Origin of the sequence: Winogradskya consettensis (genome assembly GCF_018332715.1) — a bacterium.
Classification (GTDB): domain Bacteria; phylum Actinomycetota; class Actinomycetes; order Mycobacteriales; family Micromonosporaceae; genus Actinoplanes; species Actinoplanes consettensis.
Genome location: NZ_BOQP01000027.1, coordinates 82,648 through 97,877, shown reverse-complemented (window position 1 = coordinate 97,877; position 15,230 = coordinate 82,648). Strand labels below are relative to the sequence as shown.

General features: G+C 68.7%; 16 protein-coding genes. 9 read left to right on the top strand and 7 right to left on the bottom strand.

Annotation, left to right across the window (positions count from 1 at the left end):
* Positions 1 to 17: 17 nt before the first annotated feature.
* The 3 genes from Aco04nite_RS24330 to Aco04nite_RS24320 all read left to right on the top strand — a co-directional run bounded on the left by Aco04nite_RS24330 (position 18) and on the right by Aco04nite_RS24320 (position 2,398).
* A complete protein-coding gene (locus Aco04nite_RS24330; protein WP_212999573.1) occupies positions 18 to 851 on the top strand; it encodes a helix-turn-helix transcriptional regulator in 834 nt (277 codons plus the stop codon).
* Between the two features lie 32 nt (positions 852 to 883).
* Positions 884 to 1,870, top strand: a complete 987-nt coding sequence (locus Aco04nite_RS24325) for a helix-turn-helix transcriptional regulator (protein WP_212999572.1) — start codon at positions 884 to 886, stop codon at positions 1,868 to 1,870.
* Between the two features lie 63 nt (positions 1,871 to 1,933).
* On the top strand, positions 1,934 to 2,398 hold the full coding sequence (locus Aco04nite_RS24320; RefSeq protein ID WP_212999571.1) for a nuclear transport factor 2 family protein: 465 nt from the start codon (positions 1,934 to 1,936) through the stop codon (positions 2,396 to 2,398).
* Positions 2,399 to 2,468: 70 nt separating this feature from the next.
* On the opposite strand, the gene Aco04nite_RS24315 is transcribed toward Aco04nite_RS24320, so the two are convergent.
* Positions 2,469 to 3,428: an aldo/keto reductase gene (locus tag Aco04nite_RS24315; RefSeq protein WP_212999570.1), complete on the bottom strand. Its 960-nt coding sequence runs from the start codon at positions 3,426 to 3,428 to the stop codon at positions 2,469 to 2,471.
* 98 nt (positions 3,429 to 3,526) lie between these two features.
* Between Aco04nite_RS24315 and Aco04nite_RS24310 the strand changes: the two genes are divergently transcribed.
* The 3 genes from Aco04nite_RS24310 to Aco04nite_RS50025 all read left to right on the top strand — a co-directional run bounded on the left by Aco04nite_RS24310 (position 3,527) and on the right by Aco04nite_RS50025 (position 5,354).
* Complete coding sequence (locus Aco04nite_RS24310; RefSeq protein ID WP_212999569.1) at positions 3,527 to 4,480, top strand: helix-turn-helix transcriptional regulator; 954 nt, start codon at positions 3,527 to 3,529, stop codon at positions 4,478 to 4,480.
* A gap of 95 nt (positions 4,481 to 4,575) precedes the next feature.
* Positions 4,576 to 4,926: a nucleoside triphosphate pyrophosphohydrolase family protein gene (locus Aco04nite_RS24305; RefSeq protein ID WP_212999568.1), complete on the top strand. Its 351-nt coding sequence runs from the start codon at positions 4,576 to 4,578 to the stop codon at positions 4,924 to 4,926.
* A 35-nt stretch (positions 4,927 to 4,961) separates the two neighbouring features.
* Positions 4,962 to 5,354 carry a transposase gene (locus tag Aco04nite_RS50025; RefSeq protein ID WP_212999567.1) on the top strand — a complete coding sequence of 131 codons (393 nt, stop codon included), beginning with the start codon at positions 4,962 to 4,964 and terminating at the stop codon, positions 5,352 to 5,354.
* On the opposite strand, the gene Aco04nite_RS24295 is transcribed toward Aco04nite_RS50025, so the two are convergent.
* A complete protein-coding gene (locus Aco04nite_RS24295) occupies positions 5,267 to 5,845 on the bottom strand; it encodes a permease (protein ID WP_212999738.1) in 579 nt (192 codons plus the stop codon). The genes Aco04nite_RS50025 and Aco04nite_RS24295 overlap by 88 nt on opposite strands.
* Positions 5,846 to 6,115: 270 nt before the next feature.
* On the opposite strand from Aco04nite_RS24295, the gene Aco04nite_RS24290 reads away from it, so the two are divergent.
* The gene (locus Aco04nite_RS24290; RefSeq protein WP_244876250.1) at positions 6,116 to 7,975 is read left to right on the top strand and encodes a DUF1996 domain-containing protein; all 1,860 of its coding nucleotides are present in this window, start codon (positions 6,116 to 6,118) and stop codon (positions 7,973 to 7,975) included.
* A complete protein-coding gene (locus tag Aco04nite_RS24285) occupies positions 7,975 to 8,409 on the top strand; it encodes a PRC-barrel domain-containing protein (protein ID WP_212999566.1) in 435 nt (144 codons plus the stop codon). The genes Aco04nite_RS24290 and Aco04nite_RS24285 overlap by 1 nt, the downstream gene beginning before the upstream one ends.
* On the opposite strand, the gene Aco04nite_RS24280 is transcribed toward Aco04nite_RS24285, so the two are convergent.
* Positions 8,385 to 9,596: an MFS transporter gene (locus tag Aco04nite_RS24280; protein WP_212999565.1), complete on the bottom strand. Its 1,212-nt coding sequence runs from the start codon at positions 9,594 to 9,596 to the stop codon at positions 8,385 to 8,387. The genes Aco04nite_RS24285 and Aco04nite_RS24280 overlap by 25 nt on opposite strands.
* Positions 9,597 to 9,650: 54 nt before the next feature.
* On the opposite strand from Aco04nite_RS24280, the gene Aco04nite_RS24275 reads away from it, so the two are divergent.
* On the top strand, positions 9,651 to 10,601 hold the full coding sequence (locus Aco04nite_RS24275; protein ID WP_212999564.1) for an ArsR/SmtB family transcription factor: 951 nt from the start codon (positions 9,651 to 9,653) through the stop codon (positions 10,599 to 10,601).
* A 32-nt stretch (positions 10,602 to 10,633) separates the two neighbouring features.
* Here the strand turns inward: Aco04nite_RS24275 and Aco04nite_RS24270 are convergent, their stop codons facing one another.
* The 4 genes from Aco04nite_RS24270 to Aco04nite_RS24255 all read right to left on the bottom strand — a co-directional run bounded on the left by Aco04nite_RS24270 (position 10,634) and on the right by Aco04nite_RS24255 (position 15,214).
* The gene (locus Aco04nite_RS24270; protein WP_212999563.1) at positions 10,634 to 11,491 is read right to left on the bottom strand and encodes a carbohydrate ABC transporter permease; all 858 of its coding nucleotides are present in this window, start codon (positions 11,489 to 11,491) and stop codon (positions 10,634 to 10,636) included.
* 3 nt (positions 11,492 to 11,494) lie between these two features.
* A complete protein-coding gene (locus tag Aco04nite_RS24265; protein WP_212999562.1) occupies positions 11,495 to 12,481 on the bottom strand; it encodes a carbohydrate ABC transporter permease in 987 nt (328 codons plus the stop codon).
* A 7-nt stretch (positions 12,482 to 12,488) separates the two neighbouring features.
* Positions 12,489 to 13,778, bottom strand: coding sequence for an ABC transporter substrate-binding protein (locus Aco04nite_RS24260; protein ID WP_212999561.1), 1,290 nt, complete (start codon positions 13,776 to 13,778; stop codon positions 12,489 to 12,491).
* A gap of 188 nt (positions 13,779 to 13,966) precedes the next feature.
* Positions 13,967 to 15,214, bottom strand: a complete 1,248-nt coding sequence (locus Aco04nite_RS24255; RefSeq protein WP_212999560.1) for a CE1 family esterase — start codon at positions 15,212 to 15,214, stop codon at positions 13,967 to 13,969.
* Positions 15,215 to 15,230 lie beyond the last annotated feature (16 nt).

The following is a 15,230-nucleotide window of genomic DNA, read 5'->3' as shown; positions in this document are numbered from 1 at the left end:
CGGAGTAGCGTCGAGCAGTGGATCAGAGACCGGCGAACGCCCTGGGTGACTTCCTGCGGGGCCAACGTGCCCGGGTCTCGCCCCGCGAGGCCGGGCTGCCCTCGGTCGGTGACCGCCGAGTCGCCGGGTTGCGACGTGAAGAAGTCGCGGTGCTGGCCGGAGTCAGTGCTGACTACTACACGCGACTGGAACAGGGACGCGAACGTAGCCCCTCGGCGCAGGTCGTCGACGCCCTCTGCACGGCTCTGCGGCTCGGCGCCGACGCCCGCGCTCACGCCTTCCGGCTGGCCGGGCTGGCACCGAGCACGCCCGGCGCCGTGGAGAACGTCAGCCCCGAGTTGCGGCAGATGATGGACGCGTTCCCGCACGCCGCCGCCTACATCACCAACCCCGCCTTCCGGGTCCTGGCCGCCAACCCCACCGCCGCCGCGCTGATCGCTCCGATCCAGGGCCCCGAGGGCATCCTCGGCTCCATCTTCCTCAGCCCCGCAGCCCGCGACTACTACGTGAACTGGGACGACGTTGCCCAGGCCGCGGTCCACGCGCTGCGGCTCTCGGCGGGCTTCGTCCCCCAGCACCCGGAAGTTACCGACCTCGTCACGCTGCTGCACGCGGAGAGCGACGCGTTTCGCCGGATCTGGGACGACCATACGGTGTCGGGGCTGGCTCTGACCCGCAAGACGATCCGGCATCCCCTGGTTGGTGTGATGGACCTCAACTACCAGACCTTCGACATACGCAGCGCCCCTGGCCAGCAGCTCACGGCGGTAACCGCGCAGGCCGGCTCCGACGGCGCGGAGCGTCTCGCCCTGCTGGCCACAGCCTCTACCCGACGTGCCGAACACGTCTGACCTGGCAGGTACGGCGACGTACTGTTGCGGCCATGGCTGAAGCTCGTTTCTCGGCGCAGGGGTTCCGGGCTCGGGCGGTTCGCCGGGCGATCAGCGATCTTGCGGCCGAGGAGCCTCCGGCTCGGGAACTGCTCGATGAGGTCGAGACGCGACTTCGGCAGGTGATCCGATTCGACACCGGCGCCTGGTGGACTTCTGATCCGGAGACGTTGCTGCCTACCGAGTCGGGGAATTTCGACTTGGCTGCCATCGAGCGGGAGCTGAGCGTTGACGGGGGCGTACGGCTTGAAGGTCTTGACGGCAAGGGTTCGCACGATCTGCGGGTCGTTGCTCGCAGCGGGCAGAGTGCCTGGGGTTCCGCGTGCCTGACTCGTGATGGGGGCGCCCAGCCGTTCACTGCGGAGGAGTTCGGCTATGTGGGCGGCATCGCCAAAGATGTCGGCTTCGCCTTGCGGGCTGATCTGCTGCGGACGGCCATGGAGTCACGGCCTGATCGGGGGTCTGCGACGGTGGCGCCGGGGGTCGGTACGCTGGTGCTGGGTGGCAGCGATGCCATTGAGGGGTTCACGCCCGATGCCCGGACCTGGCTTGCGCGGCTGGGGATGGCTGATCTGAGTTCGCCGTTGCCGACGGCGTTGCGGTGGATCTCGCTCGAGGCCCGGGCTCGGCGGCCCGCCCGGTCGCGGCTGGGTGTCGGCGATGGCGGGTTGGTCGCGGTGCAGGCAGAGGCTCTGCACGGGGCGGCGTCGCCGAAGGTGGTGATGTCGCTGGAGCCGGCCAGTTCACGGTCGTTGTTTCCGCTGCTGCTGGCGTTGCACGACCTGACGGCGCGGGAGAAGACGGTGGCGAGGCTCATCGTCGCGGGCTGGCCGTTGGAGGAGATCGCAACGCATCTGACCCTGTCGCTCCATACGGTCAGGGACCATGTGAAAGCCATTTACGCCAAGGTCGGCGTGCGGTCGCGGCCTGAGCTCACCGCACGCCTGGGCGGCGTACCTGCCGGTGATCCCCTTTTTTAGGGGGTTGGTCTTCACCGTGATCGCGGGATGGGAACCGGGCACTCGCGGGCCGACGATCGAGTCATGACAAACGCCGTACTTCAGCTCCTCGCGGACAAGCTCGCCGTGACCGAGGCCCTTTACCGGTACGCCGCCGGGGTCGACCTCAAGGACGAGGCGCTGTTCGCCTCGTCGCTCGCCGTCGACGCGATCTCCGACAACAGCCCCGCCACGGCCAAGATCGGTCTCGACTACCCCGCCATGCACGGCCGTGACACGATCGTCTCGGCGGTGCTGGGTTCGCTCGCCCCGTTCGACACGACTCACCTGGTGTCCAACCCGCGGGTCACGATCGACGGTGACAGGGCCCACCTGGAGGCGGTCGTGTCGGCGCAGCACCTGCCCAAGATCGACCACTCGCGGCACCTGCTCATGACGAACCGGTACAACGTCGAATTGATCCGTCAGGGCGACGTCTGGGTCCTGCACCGCCTCACCGTCGACAACACCTGGCTCGACGGCGACCCGTCTGTGCTCGCCGGCGCCTGATCCCGCTACTGCCGAGGGCAGCATCGAGGGCCGTCCCGCCGCCTCCGTGGCGGGACGGCCCTCGACTCGGTCACTCCCAGACGGGCATGGCGTTGTCCTCGTACCGGGCGCCGAAGCCGCCACCGGGGAGGATCTGCTCAATCCGTTCCACGTCGCCGGCGGTCAGGGTGATACCGGCCGCCGCCAGGTTCTCCGCGATGCGGTTGGTGTTGCGGCTGCCGGGGATCGGTACGACGTCGTCCCGCTGGGCCAGGATCCAGGCCAGCGCCAGCTGAGCCACCGAGGCGCCCTTGGCCGCTGCCAGCTCGGCCACCTGGTGCATGGCCGCGCGGTTCTTCTCGAAGTTGCCGGGCTGCCACCTCGGGTCAGTGGCTCGGAAGTCGCCGTCTGGATACGGGCCGGGCTCCGCGGCGCCGGTCAGGAAGCCGCGGCCCAGTGGTGCGTACGCGACCAGGCCGATGCCGAGCTCGTCGAGCGTCGGGAACAGTTTCTCGACGTCGCGGGCGAACAGCGAGTACTCGGTCTGCAGCACGGCGACCGGCTGGACGGCGTGCGCCCGGCGGATCGTGTTCGGCCCGGCTTCGCTGAGACCGAAGTGGCCGACCTTGCCCTCGGCGATCAGGTCACGGACCGTGCCGGCGACGTCCTCGATGGGCACCGACGGGTCGACCCGATGCTGGTAGAGCACGTCGATCTTGTCCACACCGAGGTGGCGCAGGCTGTTGTCGACAACCTCGCGGATGTGGCTGGGCTTGCTGTTGACGCCGTACTCATGGGTGATGCCGAACTTGGTGGCGAGCACGACGTCGTCGCGGAAGTCGCGCACGGCACGCCCGAGAACCTGTTCGTTGGCACCCCACCCGTACATTTCGGCGGTGTCGAACAGGGTGACGCCGAGGTCGTACGCACGCCGAACCGCGCGGATACCCCGCTCCTCGTCGCCTGCGCCATATCCGGTGGTGATGCCCATCGCGCCGTAACCGATGGCCGACACGGCCAGTCCGTCGCGTCCAAGCTTGCGCTGTCGCATGATCGAGCTCCTTGCTGATGGCGTTCTGCCCTCGTGCCGACGAAGCTACGACCGGTCCAGGACACCTTCTGTCCTGGTCATGGGGAAAGCTGGAATGTGTGATCAGCACCTCTGCGCGTCTGCTTCGGCTGGTGACGCTGCTGTCCTCCCGACCGTCGTGGACCAACGCCGAGCTGGCCGCGCGCATGGAGGTCACCGAGCGCACCGTGCGCCGCGACGTGGCCCGACTGCGCGAGCTCGGGTACGCCGTCGAGTCCGATCCCGGGCCCTTGGGCGGCTACCGCCTCGAAGCGGGCAACAAGGTGCCGCCGCTGGCCCTGGACGACGACGAGGCGTTCGCCGTCGCGGTGGCGCTACGCGAGACGGCGCTCAACGGGACGCTCGGCAGCGACCAGCCGGCCTTGTCTGCGCTGCTCAAACTGCAGCAGGTCCTGCCCCGCCGGATCGCCGACCGTCTCGCCGCCGTGGATGCCACCGTGACACACGCCCCCAGGGCCACCACGCCGCAGATCGCGCCGGAGATTCTGCTCCACCTCGCCTCCGCCTGCCGCCGCGGTGAGCGCGCCAGTTTGGTGTACCGGGACAGAGAAGGCCAGGAAACCGTGCGCGAGGTCGATCCCTATCGCCTGGTGCAGACCGGACGGCGTTGGTATTTCGTGGCCCGCGACGTCGCCAAGGGCGAGTGGCGTACGTTCCGCGCCGACCGGGTGGCCACGATCGAACCCACAGGTCGGCCCGCGGAGTTGGGTGCACCGCCCGACCCCGCCGAACTCGTCCGGCTCGCCCTGCCCGCCGGTGTATACCCCGTCTACTGCACGGTGCGAATCGCGATGCCGTTCGACGAGGCACGCAAACTCATCCCGACGACCATGGGCGTGCACAAGCCGGACGGTGCCGCCGTCACCATCGTGGAGATCGGCGGATACGACGCCGACGAACTGGCCCGTTACTTGCTCGGGCTGGCGACGCCGCTACGGGTTCTTACCCCGGAGAGCGTACGAGAGGCAATGCGGCGCAGGGCGACGGAAGTCCTCGTGACACTTGACCGGTGACCGTGTGCGGCGCACCTAGGAAGACTCGGCCTTCCACACCGGCGTGCGCAGGCACGAGCATGGGAGCGACGAAACACCGGAGAAAGGTCACCATCATGAAGCAGGCATGGCCCGTCCTGGACGATGCGCGCAACCAGGCGCTGGCGGTGCGCGCGTTGTACGAGACGATCGAGCAGCGCGTCAACGGAAAGACCTGGTCGATACACGAGCTCATGATCGGCTTCTCGAACGACGTCGGTTATCTCGGTCGGCTGCTGCTGGCCAAGGACGGCACCTGGCCCATCGACGGCGACGTCGACGCGGAACTCGAACACAAGCTCGCCGAGTCGTTGTGGTGGACATTCGTACTCGCCGACAAACTCGGCATCGACATCAACGAGGCGTACGTGCATACGATGCACAAGATCGAGCAGGGACTCAAAGCAACCGTCGACCGGACCGCCTGAGCCCGTCCCCGGCAAGGCCCGAGGGGACGGTAGCGATGCCGACGGCGATCAGCTGTCCCACCAGGCTCGACGCCGGACTGACCCACCTGATCACCCTGTCCACCGGGGAGAAGGTCGCCAACCCCCGCCATGAACGCGCCGACCGTCAGCGTCTGGCCCGTGCGCAGCGGGAACTCTCCCGCAAGGACAAGGGCTCGAAGAACCGGGCCAAGGCCCGCCTCACCGTCGCCCGCGTCCACGCCCGCATCGGCGACCGGCGGCGCGACACCTTGCACAAGCTCACCACTCGGCTCGTTCGTGAGAACGATCGTGATCGAGGACCTGGCCGTGCGCAACATGGTCAAAAACCACAGCCTGGCCCGCGCATCACCACGACGAGGTACTCGGGCACCAGGACAACGGCCAGCCGCAGCAGGGCACGCAGGTAACGGCCGAATGTGGGCGGCGGGTCGTCGGCCGGCTCGTCGACGGTGGACGCCGGCATTCGGCCGCCGTCCAGCCGCGCGACCAGCGCCGCCCCGCCGACAACCACCAGCGCGCCGACCATCAGGCGGGTGGCTGTCCACTGCCACGGCGCCACCAGCAGCAGGAATACCAGGACGGCCGGGTTGAGCAACGGATTGCCCAGCCAGTACGCGACCACGGCGGCCGTCGACGCTCCCCGGCGCTTCAGGCTCACGGCAACGGGGGCTGTGCAGCACGTACACATCATCGACGGCATACCGGCCAGCCCACCGGCCGCAGCCGAGCTCAGCGACCCGCGCCGGTTCAGCACCCGCAGCAGCCACGTACGCGGCACCAGCGTCTGCAGCGCTGCGCCGATCAGCAGGGCCGCTGCCAGAGCCTTCCACACCGCCTGCGCGTACGCCCAGGTGAAGCTGGTCGCTGCCGGCCAGGAAGGAGCATCGCCGGGTCGCAGCCACCAGTGCCCCGGTCAGCATGCGGATCCTCGTGTGACCATCGGCCTGTCCCACCTCTGCCATGCCTTCCCCTTTCGCCCGCGAGCCGTCTTCCCGTTTCCTACCAGCTGAATCCTCCCCGCCGAAGAAAGGCCTTCCCCCCTGTTCGCCCACTTCTTACGGCCCTCTTACATGCCCCGGCACCCCCGGTCCGCAGGCGTCCGCGCGCCGTACTGCAGGACGGCACCCGGTCCCGGGCCGCCGTACGGGTGAAACAGCGAGGAGTCAGCGTGCGGAAAGAATCACGCCGGAGCGCCGTAAGGATCACCATGGCCGTGGCGGCCGTGGCCGCGACAGGTGCGTTGACCGCCGTCTTCGTCTCCGGTGGCGGCAAGGGCAGCGCCGACGCGTCCACCGAGCGAGACCAGTTCGTCCGGATCGAGAAGGTCCAGCCCAACGTCGTGGATCCCCGGCCGGGCCGCCGGGCCTCGACCGGGACGTTCACCGTCGACTGCGGCACCAACCGCAACGGAAAGTTCAGCCCCGACAACCCGGTCGCGCAGCCGGGAATCACGAACGGCGCGGAGCACGTCCACGATTTTGTCGGCAACCTGGCGATCACCGCGATCTCGTCCGACGCCGACCTGGCGGCCTCCGGCACGACCTGCAAGAACGGCGACCGGTCCTCATACTTCTGGCCGGTGGTGCGGATCGACAGGACCGTACGGTCGCGGGCCGAGACACAGCATGCCCTGGCTTCGACCACCCCCGCGGTGACGTGCCCTGACGTACGCGACCGGCTCCCCGCCGTACCCGTGCGGGCCCGACGCGCCGTCGACAGCCGGCTCGCGCAGATCGATCGCGCCAACGCCGACGCGAACACGCGGATGGCAACCGGTAAGGGACGGGTCGACGCCGACTTCAACGAGTCCGTGCTCACCGCCCTGCGGACGCAACGTGCCCAGCTGATCAAAGGAATCAGCGACAGCATCGCCTCGGCGGGCGGCGGCCGAACGACCGGTCTGCTCTCGCTGGTGGAATGCGACACGAACTACGACGGCATGCACGCGTCCATGCGGCACACCGCTGCCGGCGTCAAAGCCATGCAGGTCGCCACTCAGCAGGTGCGGTGCCCGGCAGTCCGCGACCGACTGCCCGGCGTCCCGAGCCAGGCGGTCAACGACGTCAACCGTGACCTCGCGGAACTGGACCGGCAGATCTCCGAGGCCAACGAACGCCTGGTGACCACGCGCGGGAACGCCATCCTGGGTACGCTGAACGCCAGGCGAACGGCCGTACTGGATCGCATCAGCACTGCCATCGGCCGCAACGCCGCTCGTCCGCAAGGGCTCGAGAAACTCGCCCGCTGCACCGTGACCGGCGAGAACCCGGCCCCCACCGCCACCGCCACCGCCACCGCCACCGCCACCGCCACCGCCACCGCCCCGCAACCGTCCGCCAGCAGTGCCGCGGCCCTGCCCGACCCGCAGGGCCCGAACCTGGAACTGCCGAACAACACCGGGGGAATCGTCCGCCCCGCGTCCGTACTGATCCAGTACCGGGGCAACGCCGCCGGCAAGGTCGTCCCGATGCCCAGGTTCCTGCGGGAACTGACCGGCGACGCCAAGCCGACCAGCCGCGGCCCGGCCAACGCCCGCGCCACCTGGACCTGCTCGGGCTTCACCGACCGGCTCTCCGACAAGTACCCGATCTGCCCGCCCGGCCAGCAGGTCCAGCGCGTCCAGGACTTCCCCGGCTGCTGGGACGGCACCAACATCGACAGCACCAACCACCGCGACCACGTCGCTTTCGCCGACACCACCACCGGCGCGTGCAAGAAGGGCTTCGTCGCCATCCCCCAGCTACGGATCACCCTGTCCTACAAGATCCCCCAGGACGTCCAGGTCGCGGGGCAGTACGCCCTGGACTCCTTCCCCGAGGAGGACCACAACCCGTTCTCCGACCACAACGACTTCATCAACGTCAACAGCGCCCGCCAGATGCAACGCATCGCCGCCTGCATCAACAAGAACCAAAACCTGCCGCTGACATCGGGGCCACCTTCAGCACGCACCGACGATTCGGCACCCTTCTGGTGGGTATCCGCTCAGGGAAGCGCATCAATCACCGTCAACCTTGGAGGTTTGTGATGCAACCCCTCACGTTCGTTCCCTGGGCCTGGCGTGAGCCGGGGACCCTGGGCGGTCCCGCCGCCACTGACGACCCCGACCGCACCGGCAACGACAGTGCCCGCGCCGACGAGCAGGCGAGCGCGGATCTGGCCGGCTACAGCGTCGAGGCCAGCGACGGGAGCATCGGTAAGGTCGACGAGGCCACCTACGACGTGGGCAGCGCCTTCCTGGTCGTCGACACCGGACCGTGGATCTTCGGCCGCAAGGTCCTGCTGCCCGCCGGCACGGTCCAGCGCATCGACCACGACGAGCGCACCGCGTACGTCGACCGGACCAAGGACCAGATCAAGAACTCCCCGGAGTACGACAAGGACACCTTCAGCACGCCGCAGTACCGCGAGGAGGTCGGCAACTACTACACCGGCAGCTACCGCGACACTCCCCCGATGTGATCACCCCGCACCCCTTGTGAAGTCGCCGTCACCGCAACCGGGTGACGGCGCTTTGCAAGGTGGCACAACGGAATCGCGGCCAGCACGCCCACCAGGACGCAGACACCGCGCCACCCGAAGGTCGTGTAGCACCGCAGACCGAGCCACGACCCGATGGCGCCGCCCGCGTAGGCGCACGTCATGTAGGCCGTGTTGAGGCGGCCCCGGGCGGTGTCGCTGATCGCGTAGATGCGTACCTGGTTGGCCACCATGCCGGACTGCATCGCGACGTCGAGCAGCAGCGTGCCGGCGATGAGCCACCCCACCCCGTCGACGGCGCCGAGGCTCAGCAGGACCGCGGCGGCGATGACGGCGGTCGCGCAGATCAGGTTGGTACGGGCGGGGCTGTGGCGGTCGGTGAAGCGGCCGGCGATCGGCGTGGCGAGCATGGTCGCGGCGTTCACCAGGGCCAGCAGGCCGACGGCTTGGGCTCCGTACCCGTAGGCGGGCCCGGTGAGCAGCAGGGCGACGCACGTCCAGGTGGCGGAGAACCCGGCGAAGATGGTGGCCTGGTAGAGACACGACTGACGCAGCTCCGGCTCGCGGGCCAGCAGGCGCACCGGCTCGAGCAGCAGCGCCGGGTACGCCTGACGGCTGGGCGGTGGAGCTGACGGCAGGGCACGGCGCAGCAGGACCACAAAGACCAGCAACAGGACGGCGGAGCACACGTACGGCACCCGCCAGCTCGACCATTGCGCCAGATACCCGCTGAACGTCCGGGACAGCAGCATCCCGCCGGTGCTACCGCTGAGCAGAAGCCCGGTCGTCACGCCACGCCGCTGCGGGGCCACCATCCCGGCCACCATGGGTCCGATGACGGGCGCGGCCACCGTGGCGGCGCCGATCATCACGCTGAGCCCGATCAGCGGTGGCAGAGCGGGCGCCGCCGAGGCCAGCAGCAGCGCTCCGGACGTGACCACCAGCAGGATCGTCAGCAGCCGGCGGTACGCGATCCGGTCACCCAGCGGGACGAGCAGGAACAACCCGGCGGTGTAGCCGGCCTGGGCGGCCGTGACGATGCCGGCCGCGGCACCGACGGAAACGTGCAGGCCCGCGGCCACCGCCGGGGTGATCGACTGCGGGAAGTAGACGTTACCGACGGCAACACCGCAGACCGCGGCGAGCAGCAGGACGAGGCGAGAACTCATGCCCACAGTCCAGCGCCGGCCCGGCCTCACACCAATCGATATAGCCTGGAGCTAATGATCCAGTACGAGCTGAGCGCCGACGACCTCGCGGACACCCGCTTCGCGATCTCGCCGATCCAGGAGCTCGTCTGCAGCATCTGGGCTCTGCGCGACCCGGGCCGCTACACACTGCACCTGCCGTGGCGCCGCGCCGCACTGGCCGCGCTCGCGCCCGACGACCTGGCGCTGCTGCTCTCCCTGGTGGGCAAGAGCCGCGGCCTCCCGGACTTCCTCACGCCACGTCCGGCGACCTACACCCCGGACGTGGCCGAGCAGATCGACCAGGTTGCGCGTACGCCACCCGAGCTGGTCCGACGCGACATCGCCGCCACACACGCGCCAGGCCCCGTGCCCGCCGTGCTACGCGCCGCGACCCTGCACGACCTCGTCGGCCTGCTCAACCGTTACTGGTCGGCCGCGATGGTCGCCGACTGGCCACGGATGCAGCTGATGCTGGAGGCCGACACCACCTACCGTGCCCGGCAGCTCGCCGTGGGCGGCGCACGCCTGCTCTTCGCCGACATCCACCCGAACATCAGCTGGACCGACGGCGCACTCCGCATCGACCAGATGATCGGCCACTTCCGGGTCTCCGCCGCCGGCCGCGGGCTCCTGCTGCTCCCGTCGGTCTTCGCCTACAAGGCGATCCCACCGATGAACGCGACCGAACCGCCGTGGCTGGCCTACCCGGCCCGGGGCATCGCCACCCTCTGGCAGTCCGCGGTCCCACCCGGCCCCGAGGTGATGGCCGCCCTGCTCGGCCCACCCAAGGCCACGCTCCTCCAGCTGCTGTCCGAGCCACTGCCGACGGTCGAGCTGGCCCGTCTCCTACGGGTGACCCCGGGCGCGGTCTCCCAGCACCTCCAGACCCTGCACGCCGCAGGCCTGGTCACCCGCACCCGCAACGGCCGGCGTGTCCTCTACCGCCGCAGCACCCTCGGCGATCACCTGATCGAGGGCGCCTGATCCAGCCCTGCGCCCCGAGGCCCCGTCCCGGCTCATCCTTTGACCGCGCCGGTGAGGCCGCCGACGATGCGGCGCTGGAACAGGCTGAAGAACACCAGCGCCGGGATCATCGACAGCGAGGTGAACGCGAGCACCTTGGCGGTGTCGACCGAGTACTCCGACGCGAATGCCTGCACACCCAGCGGCAGGGTGAACGTGTCCTGGTCGTTCAGGAGGAAGAGCGGTAGCAGGTAACTGTTCCAGCTGTTGACGAACGCGAGGATCCCCGTGGTGATCAGCCCCGGCACCGAGAGCGGCAGCACCATCCGCCAGAAGAAGCCGAGCCGGCTGCACCGGTCGATGGCCGCGGCCTCCTCGATGTCCTTGGGGATCGCCTGCAGGAAGGGCACCAGGATGATGACCGTCGTGGGGAGCGCGAAGGCGATCTGGGGAAGGATGACACCGGGCAGCGTGTTCACCAGGCCCAGGTTCTTCACCAGGATGTACAACGGTGTGATCGCGACCGTGGCCGGGAACATCAGGCCCGCGGCGAACAACGCGTACATCGCTCCCCGCCCCCGGAACCTGTACCGGGCAAGGACATAGCTGGCCATGACACCCAGCGTAGCGACGCCGGCGGTGGTGGCCCCGGCCACGATCGCCGAGTTGCCGACCTGGCGCCAGAAGGCGTCACTCGTCAGGACGCCGGTGTAGTTGCCGGACTCCCACGGGTGGGGCAGCCCCGCGGGATCGGTGGTGATCTGGGAGTTGGTCCGGAAGCCACCGATGATGATGTAGAGGACGGGCCCGAGCATGACGCCGATCAGCACGAGAGCGACGGCGTACACGATCGGGTCGCCTCCGCCGCGGCCGTGGCCCCCGCCCGGCCGGGACGACCTGGTTCCGGCCATGTCCTACCGTCCTCCCGTGAGAGCGCCCTGGGTGTCACGGCGCAGGACGAAACGCTGGTAGCCGAGCGCGATGATCATCGAGATGAGGAAGAGCACGACCGCGACGGCGTTGCCGTACCCGTAGTTGCCGGCGTTACGGCCTTCCGTGACCAGGTACGTCGCCATGGTCGAGGTGCCCGCGGTCGACGAGACGTACTGACCCCAGATGATGTACACGAGATCGAAGAGCTGCAGCGCACCGATGATCGACAGGAAGACCCAGATGCGGATCGTCGGACCCAGCAGGGGCACGGTGATCCTCCGCTGGGTCTGCCAGTACGACGCGCCGTCCATCGCGGCCGCCTCCGTCAGTTCCTCCGGGATGTTCTGCATCCCGGCCAGGAACAGGATGACCGCGAAGCCGATGTACTTCCAGGTCAGGATGAACATCAGGGTCCAGATGGCGAGCTTCGGGTTCGCCAGCCAGTCCTGCGCCAGCCCGCCGAGACCGATCGACCTGAGGATGCCGTTGACCGCGCCGCCGGCCTGCAGCAGCAGGCCCCAGGCCGTCCCGGCGATGACCTCGGCGATGACGTACGGGACGAAGATGAGCACCCGGATGACCGACTGGCCCCGCAGCTTCTGATTGAGCAGCAGGGCGAGGCCGAGGCCGATCGGGCCCTGGATGACGAGCGAGAGCACGACGATGAGGCCGTTGTGCCACAGCGCTTCGCGAAACGCCTTGTCCTGCAGGATCGTGACGTAGTTGTCGAGGCCGACGAAGTTGGTCGGCACACCGAAACCCTTCCACCGGTAGAAGCCGTAGTACGCGGCCATCAGCACGGGAAGGATCACGAAGGCGAGAAAGATCAGGATCGCCGGGCCGGACAGCATCGCGATCTCGAGACGCTGCGCCCAGCCGATGCCGCGCCGCCGGCGGCGGACCGGAGACGGGGCTTGCCCGCCGTCCCCGATCCGCACGCGGCTGCCGGGCACGTCCTCCGTGAGCACGGCGCCGTCAGCCCTTCTTGGCGGCGTCGTTCACGGCCTTGATGATTCCGGCGACGTCGCCCTTGCCGGCGAGCAGGTTCACGACACCGATGTTCAGCGCGTTGCCCACGTTCTGGCCGTAGACCGTATCGAGCCACTGCGAGACGTACGGTGCGGAGTTGTAGGCCGCCAGAACCGCCTTGAGATAGTCCTCGGTGACAGCTCCCTGGGCCTGCTTGTTGACCGGCAGCGAGTTGAAGGCCTTGTAGTAGGCCTCCTGCACATCCTTGGTCAGCAGGTAGTTGAGGAAGTCGGAGCACTCGGCAGGTGCGTCCTGCGAGCACGAGTAGCCGTCCGTGCCACCCATGATCGCAGCGGGGTCGCCCTGGCCGCCGGGCACCGCCGGGAAGGGGAAGAAGCCGAGGTCGGGCAGCGGCTTGGTGTCCTTCGTCAGGGAGGCGATCACACCGGGATCCCAGGAACCCATCAGTTCCATGCTCGCCTTGTGGTTGGCCACCAGGCCCGCGGAGCTTCCCGCGCCCTGCTGGGCCGAGATGGTCAGAAAGCCCTCGGTGAACGGTTTCGTGTCGGCGAACGCCTTCAGGTCGGCGCCGGCCTTCGTCCAGCACGGGTCGCTGAACGTCCGGTCCTTGGCGGCCGCGTCCAGCGTGGCCTGACTGCAGGCGCGCAGAGCGAAGAAGTAGTACCAGTGGGCGGCGGGCCACGCATCCTTGGCGCCGAGGGCGATCGGCGTACCGGCCGCCTTGAGCTTGCTCACCGCGGTGGTGAGATCGTCCAGAGTGGCCGGCGGGGCGGTGACACCGGCGCTGCGGAACAGATCCTTGCTGTACCAGAAACCTCCCGGCAGAACGGAGATGGGTACGGCGTACGCCTTGCCGTCCACCTGCGCGGTCCGCAGCGCCGCATCGCCCACCGCCTGCTTCGTCTCGGCGGTGATGTCATCGGTGATGTCCTTGAGCTGGCCAGCCTCGACCATGGCAGCCATCTTCCCGCCGCCTCGCTGCAGGAAGATGTCCGGCGCCGAGCCGGAGTTCAATGCGGTCTGCAGCTTGCCGTCCAGGTCCTCGTTCTGGACCGCCTGCACCTTGATCGTGACGTTCGGATGGGCGGTGTGGTAATCCGCGGCCGCCTTGTCCCAGAACGCCTTGCCCGGCCCGGTGGTGGAGTTCTCCCACAACTGCATCGTGACGTTGCCACCACCCGGCCCGTCGTCGTCATCTCCCCCCGAACAGCCAGCGAGGCCTCCTACGCCGATGACCACGGCCGCGGCCAGAACAAGGGCTTTGCTGGGAGCCACGAGAATCACCTCTCGGATCCGAAAGTTACGGAGTGTTTCCGGAACGTGACGCTCAAGGTAAGAAGTGTTACCGGGGATGTCAAGATATCGGCGATGAACGATCGCTGGCTGTACATAGCGGCCAGCGACCGGTAATTATCGGTAATTCGTGGACCTGGCAGAGGCGGTACCTGGTTGTCACTTCATGGTCAGGCCGAGGCGCAGATGGCCGACGGAACGCTGTTGGTGCCGGTCCAGGTGCCGAGGAATCCGAAGGTGGCCGACGCACCCGCACCGAGGGCGCCGTTGTAGGTCTCGTTGGTGACGATCTGGGCGCTCCCGCTTGAGGTGGTGCGGCCACCCCAGATCTGACTGACGGTCTGGCCCTCGGCGAACGTCCAGCCGACCCGCCATCCGCTCAGCGCCGCCGAACCGGCCGTCACGGTGACCTCGGCCTGGAAGCCACCCTGCCACTGCCCGGTGATCCGGTACACGGCGCTGCAGCCCCCCGTCCCGCCCTGGGGTGGCGAGCTCGGTGAGGCCGGTGGCGAGCTCGGTGAGGCCGGTGGCGAGCTCGGTGTCGTGCTCGGCAGCTGGGTGAAGAACCGCCAGATCTCCCCGCCCACCCAGGTGCGGGAACCGCTGGTCGCGGTGGTGCCGTCCACCGGCTCCGGGGTGTGGTCACCGTCGAACGCCGCCCACTCCACCGGGTACCCCGCACGACAGCCCGAGTACGTCGTCGCGATGTGGGTGAGGCTGCCCTGCGCCGGCTCCGGCGGATTCTGCGGAGTGCATCCGTTGTTGCGGACGAAGGTGTCGCGGATGGACCGGCCGAGCGAGATGTTCAGCACGCTGTCGTGGATGCCGTGGATCCCCAGATAGGCGACCGGCTGTGTGCCGGGGCTGCAGCCGCTGAGGTTGGCGCCGGACAGCACCGCCACCGCGCGGAAGACACCCGGGCGCGCACACGCGACCGCATAGCTCATCGAGCCGCCATAACTCCAGCCGAGGGCGAACAGCTGCGACGTGTCGACGCACAGATCGCTCTCCAGCAGAGCGGTCAGGTTGTCGACGAGAGTGAGGTCCCGGCCACCGGTGTTCGCCCAGCCGTTGTCGATGCCCTGCGGCGCGACCAGGATGGCCGAGTTGCCCGACAACTGCTGGAGCCCGTAATAGCCGGCGCCCGCCACATTGCCCGCGGTTCCGTTCAACCAGTGGAAGGCGAAGATCAGTTTGTACGGATGGCTCCGGTCGTAGTTGTCGGGCACCCGCAGGATGTACGACCGGTTCTGGCCGCCGCTGGAGATCGTCCGGGTACCACTGGTCAACGTGGGCGCCTTACCGCACCCGGCGGTGACCGCGGCGTCGGCGGGAGCCGCCGTCACGATCGCCAGGGACGCGGCCGCGGCCAGCACTCCAGCCACGGCGGCGCCGGCGAGTTTGCTTACCAACATCATGGCTCCTCGATTCACG